This window comes from Lysinibacillus sp. NPDC056959 (genome assembly GCF_042674095.1).
Taxonomy (GTDB): domain Bacteria; phylum Bacillota; class Bacilli; order Bacillales_A; family Planococcaceae; genus Lysinibacillus; species Lysinibacillus zambalensis.
The window spans coordinates 1-5,151 of record NZ_JBHURE010000055.1 but is presented as its reverse complement, the minus strand read 5'-3'; the positions used below and the strand labels follow the sequence as shown (position 1 = coordinate 5,151).

The following is a 5,151-nucleotide window of genomic DNA, read 5'->3' as shown; positions in this document are numbered from 1 at the left end:
ATCAACAACCGACCAAGAAAATGTCTTGGCTGGAAAACTGCAAACGAGGCTTTTAATGAGCAATTGTTGCACTTAATTTGACAAATCATCAAATAAAAATGGGTAGTAATTATAAATACTCCGATTTCTGGGGTTTTATAATTGAGATAGGTGAGGAACTATTAAGCTAATCAGAAGCAAAAGGCATTTTTTATTTAATTAAGTTATTTTTATTTTCTAAGTAAAAGTCAGACTTAAAAGTTGATTTAGAGAAGATATTTTATCAAGAAAGCAGAGAATTTATAGACGATTTTAGACCTATGCAAATTCATGTGTAAATAGAACTATCTATTATTGGGTATATGTATTATAATTTATCTCATTATAATTTACAATTTATTCATAATAAAAAGTATATTTACATAATTAAAGGGGTGTTTTTTTGGGATTTGGTTACTATATAAAAAATTTAAGAAAGTCAAAAGAGCTAACATTGAAAGAGCTTTCACAAGATTTAATGAGCATTTCATTTCTTTCGAAGTTTGAAAGAAATGAAACGGAAATAACATTTTCTTATTTATTAGAATTATTAAATAGATTAAATATAGGTTTTGATGAGTTTATGGATATAACTGAATATAATTCTTCATATAAAGAACTTTTAAAAGAACTGAACTTAGCATATTCAAATAATAATATAATTGCTTTAAAATATTTATATAATAAAGAATTAGAGCTATATAAAAAAAATAACATGCGTTTTCATTATTTGAATTCAATTATGATAAAATCAATTATTTATAATATTGACCATTCTTTTGGAAAGATAGATATTAAAGAAGCCGAAGCCCTTAGTGAATTCTTAATGGGGGTAGATTATTTCGGAGATTATGAAATTTCAATTTTTGGAAATTCGTTAATTTGCTTAGAATACTCTACAACTCTGTCGATTCTAACTGAAATTCAAAAAAAAATAGATGCTTCGTATATGTTAGCTGATGACCTAAGATTAAAATTAATTCATATCGCATTAAATATAATTTCGATTTCATTTGAACAAGGAAAAATTGAAGATATGAAATATGTATTAGGATTTACAGCGAAATTAATTGGAAAGCGACAATTATATTTTGAAATTAATAAGTTTAATTATTTAAAAGGGATATTCGAATATTCTTACGGAAATAAAGAGAAAGGAAGGAGATTATTAGAAACATCTATAAAAGTTATGGATTTTTTGGGTGATCAAATAGGTAAACAGAACCATTTGATGTATTTAAATGAAAAGTTTGATTTTAATTTTACGTTGTAACTAAAATTTATCATAATATGTGCTGGTGTTCAAACAAAGTTTATAACCTTAACCTACAAATTTTTTCGTTTTATTGGCTATACCCTTCAAAGGAGATTTGCATATGAATTATGAAATTTATGGTGACATAAAAAGTGGTTGTGTTATTTTATATTTAATTCCAATTGGAGAAAGAAAAGAATTTTAATCACCAAATTGAATCGGTTTATGGATTCTTTGTAATTTGCCAGGGCATTAATACTAATTATACGTCTATTAATAGGTATGTAGACACTTTAGGGGGATAATAAAAGAATGTTTTGAAAAATATATTTCCTTATGACACTATAATGTAAAAAAACATCTCAATTGTATAGAGAGATGTTTTTTAATTTATATCTTCCGAGATTTCTGAAAAAATGATATTGTTTTTTCGGTTGATACGTATAGTGATAATATACATTATTAAAGTAATACCTATAATTGATAATAAAATTATATCAAATGAAACTAAGATAATAATTGAAGAAATAGTCATTGTAACGATAGGTCCAATAACGGTCAAGATGGTATTTAAAATACCTATATTTGTCGCTAAAAATTCAGGTTCTAAGTTATTAATAATCTCTGCAGTAAGTTTAGGTGTAACAACTGCTACAAAAAACATCACTGCAAATAAATTCATGAGTATTAAAATTAAATTATTAAATAATAGAATTGTAAATAGAGAGCCTACAAATAGTAAGATTAGTTGAATTATTTTCAAGCAGTTAAAGTTTTTTAACAATGAAACTCCTAATGTATTTCCCAGTAATGTTGCGATAGTTAACGTGACCATTATAACACTTAGAGTTGTTGAAGTGGTGCTCGCTATAAGCATTTCTTTATTTTCTGTAATTTTGATTAAAACTAATGGAGAAATTGCTGTTAGTAAGCCGTTTAATATAGAAATAATCATGATTTCTGAAAAAATTAACTGATTGTTTTTAAGCTTTTTAAGAGTATTGAAGATATCCCTAATAAATCGGCTGATTTTTTCGGATTTTTTATTTTTAAAGTCTGATTTATTTTCAAAACTAATCTCATTTTTGTCGTAATACTCATTCAAATTATTTTTAAGTGTTCCTTTAATTATAAAAATAATAATTAAAGAAAGTAAAAAAGTAAAACTATTTAAATAAGAAAGATATGAATATGTCAAATATATAATTAGGAATGCACCTAAAGATTGACCTATTAAATTAGCAATATTGATTATTGCTTGATAATAACCAAGAATACTTTCTAATTTATTTTCATTTTTAATGGAAGATACTAATATGGGGATATATAAGCCATCTTCATACTCTCCGATGAAATCAGAAATTAAATTTAAAATTACTATCATTATTAAAATAGCAATCCCTTTGTCAAATCCAATAGCTATACCTACTAATATATATATAGTAATGCGAATTGAAGTAGTTATAAAAATTACATTAATTTTATTTTTAGTTTTATCGGCCAAAGCCCCTGTAAAGAAAGCTAGTATTGAAGGTAAGGTTTCAGAAAATGTAACCAAAGCAATGGCTAGTTTATAATTAGGCAGAGAAGAAGCATATGTCATTAAAGCAATATAATAAAGAATATCTCCAATTTTTGATAAAGAAGCTGATAAGACAATTTTTCTTAGAATATGGTCTTTAAATAAATTCAATGGATTACCTCTTTAGTGTTTTTTGGGTTTTTAGAAAGTAGATTTAAAAACTCTTGGAGATTTTGATTAATAGCATATACATATTTATATGAATTGAGTATATCACCAGTGCTTATATTACTAGATAATATATAATATAACTCGGAATTTTCAACTGCCCAAACTTTATAAAAGTCATCTAATTTATTTAAATAGGTATATTTTTCATATTCGCAACTAATTGAATAAGTTAAGTAAGTATGCAAGGTACTAAAAATGAAAATTTCTTTTAATTGGTTTATTAAAGGTATATTATCAAATTCATTTAAAAATTGGATATGGTGTTTATAGACAAATTTTTCATGATCATAAACATCATCATTATCATTTAAATAGTAAATTGCATGCAATAATTCATGAATTAAATAATTTAGAGTATTTATATCTTCAGTTAAAGGGCAATAAATAGCAATATTATCCTTTAATTTAAAAGTTACAAAATCACGATCACCGTAAAGGTTTTGATTCGTATATAAGTATCCATTTTTCATAATTTTTGAAAGTTTATTAGTAATATTTTCGTTAAAGTTTTCAAAAAGATATCTTTGGAAAATATTTAATAATTCATTCTTATTTTCACTATGATTTTTGAGGTTATTAGGTGTTGAAATTTTATTTTTAAAACTTAGAATTTTATTAAAAGAAGACATATTAAATTTTTCTAGATAAATGTAGTTATGCATTACTTTATCTATAACTGGTGTAGAAATTTTGTTGTTCTTATTTATATTCTCTAAGGATAATGGATTTATCCAATTTGTGTTTTCTTGTTTAGAGAAAGAATCTAGATATAATAAAGATTTAATACGATTATCAGTACTATTTTCTCTTAAATTATATTCAAATATTGAACCTACAAAACTATCATTATTAAGGTGATTGAAAATTGCATATTCAGTTTTGTTGAGGTTAATCGCATGATCAATCATAATCTTCAAAGTTCCTAATGCAATATAAAATGAATCTAGAATAGATCCACTATTTTCTACTATTACGCCATCTAAGGATTTAAAGTTAAGTAAATCTTCTTCTAAAGCTTCAATAAATACTTCTTTATTATCAATATTAATTAATAAGCTTTCAACTTCAAAAGAACTATAACCACTTAAGATAATATTTATCTGTGGATTAATAGAAAATGATTTTTTTATAATATCTAAAGTTAAATCATAGTCATCAGCAAATAATAAAATATAATTTATTGTTTCTAAATTGACTATTTCACACAGGTGTTCAAAACTTTCAACTCTTGTTTTAATAGCTTCTATATTATTAGATTTGGATTTATAGCGATTTTTTAAAGCTGTAACTTTTGGATTATTAATTTCTTCACTAAAAAAATTTTGTGATAAAATATTATGTTCTTCCACACAGTCATTATCTATTAAAGTTAAATTATTGAATCCCATTTTAAAGTACAGTTCAGGAATGTAACTACCAGCTGTACCTACTCCAATTAAACATGTAGCAATATTTTTAACATCTTTTTTGAATTTATAATAGTTACATTTAGGGAACTTCCCTATATAATTTGCCAATCTTTTTTCATAAACTGATTCATACTCTTCCTCATCTTCATAATAAATAAACCCTTGCTCTAAGAGAAAATTTAATGCCATGTTTAATGAATCAATTGAGTTATAAGGATTATTTTTTATAATATTTTCTAAATCAATAGGTTGCTTTAAAAGTTCTAAAAGATTAAATAATTTTTTTGGATCATCACAGTTAATACCTGTTTTATTTTTCGAATCATTAAAGTAATAATAAACGATGTCATTTTTTAATGTCCAAAACATGCCTCTTTTTAACCAGTAACATTTCATAAGAAGTTCCACCCCTTGTAAAACTAAATTTTATATAAAATTAAAGAGTAACTAAAACTTTAGTTACTCTTTTTTAGTTACTCTTAATTATTTTTCTTTAGAGATAGTAATGTTGATAGTAACACCATGTTGTTCATTACATTGAGTTGGTTTGAATGTTTCAAAACGCATGAATAATTCCTTCTTTCCTAGATCTAATTACGAGTAATATTGATGACGCGTAACTAATTATTTTTCTTTAGAGATAGTAATGTTGATAGTAACACCATGTTGTTCATTACATTGAGTTGGTTTGAATGTTTCAAAACGCATGAATAATT

The 5,151-nt window shown here is 24.5% G+C and carries 3 protein-coding genes; 1 reads left to right on the top strand and 2 read right to left on the bottom strand.

The window, feature by feature from the left end:
• Positions 1-421 precede the first annotated feature (421 nt).
• Positions 422-1,291, top strand: a complete 870-nt coding sequence (locus ACFTQ7_RS24815; protein ID WP_386831977.1) for a helix-turn-helix domain-containing protein — start codon at positions 422-424, stop codon at positions 1,289-1,291.
• Positions 1,292-1,658: 367 nt separating this feature from the next.
• On the opposite strand, the gene ACFTQ7_RS24810 is transcribed toward ACFTQ7_RS24815, so the two are convergent.
• Both ACFTQ7_RS24810 and ACFTQ7_RS24805 read right to left on the bottom strand, forming a co-directional pair.
• A complete protein-coding gene (locus ACFTQ7_RS24810; protein WP_386831975.1) occupies positions 1,659-2,966 on the bottom strand; it encodes an MFS transporter in 1,308 nt (435 codons plus the stop codon).
• The gene (locus ACFTQ7_RS24805) at positions 2,963-4,831 is read right to left on the bottom strand and encodes a ThiF family adenylyltransferase (RefSeq protein WP_386831973.1); all 1,869 of its coding nucleotides are present in this window, start codon (positions 4,829-4,831) and stop codon (positions 2,963-2,965) included. The genes ACFTQ7_RS24810 and ACFTQ7_RS24805 overlap by 4 nt, the downstream gene beginning before the upstream one ends.
• Between the last annotated feature and the right edge of the window lie 320 nt (positions 4,832-5,151).

What these genes read in the sequence shown, in the direction of transcription:
- ACFTQ7_RS24805 (WP_386831973.1), bottom strand. Translation starts at nt 4,831, where the DNA reads ATGAAATGTTACTGGTTAAAAAGAGGCATGTTTTGGACATTAAAAAAT.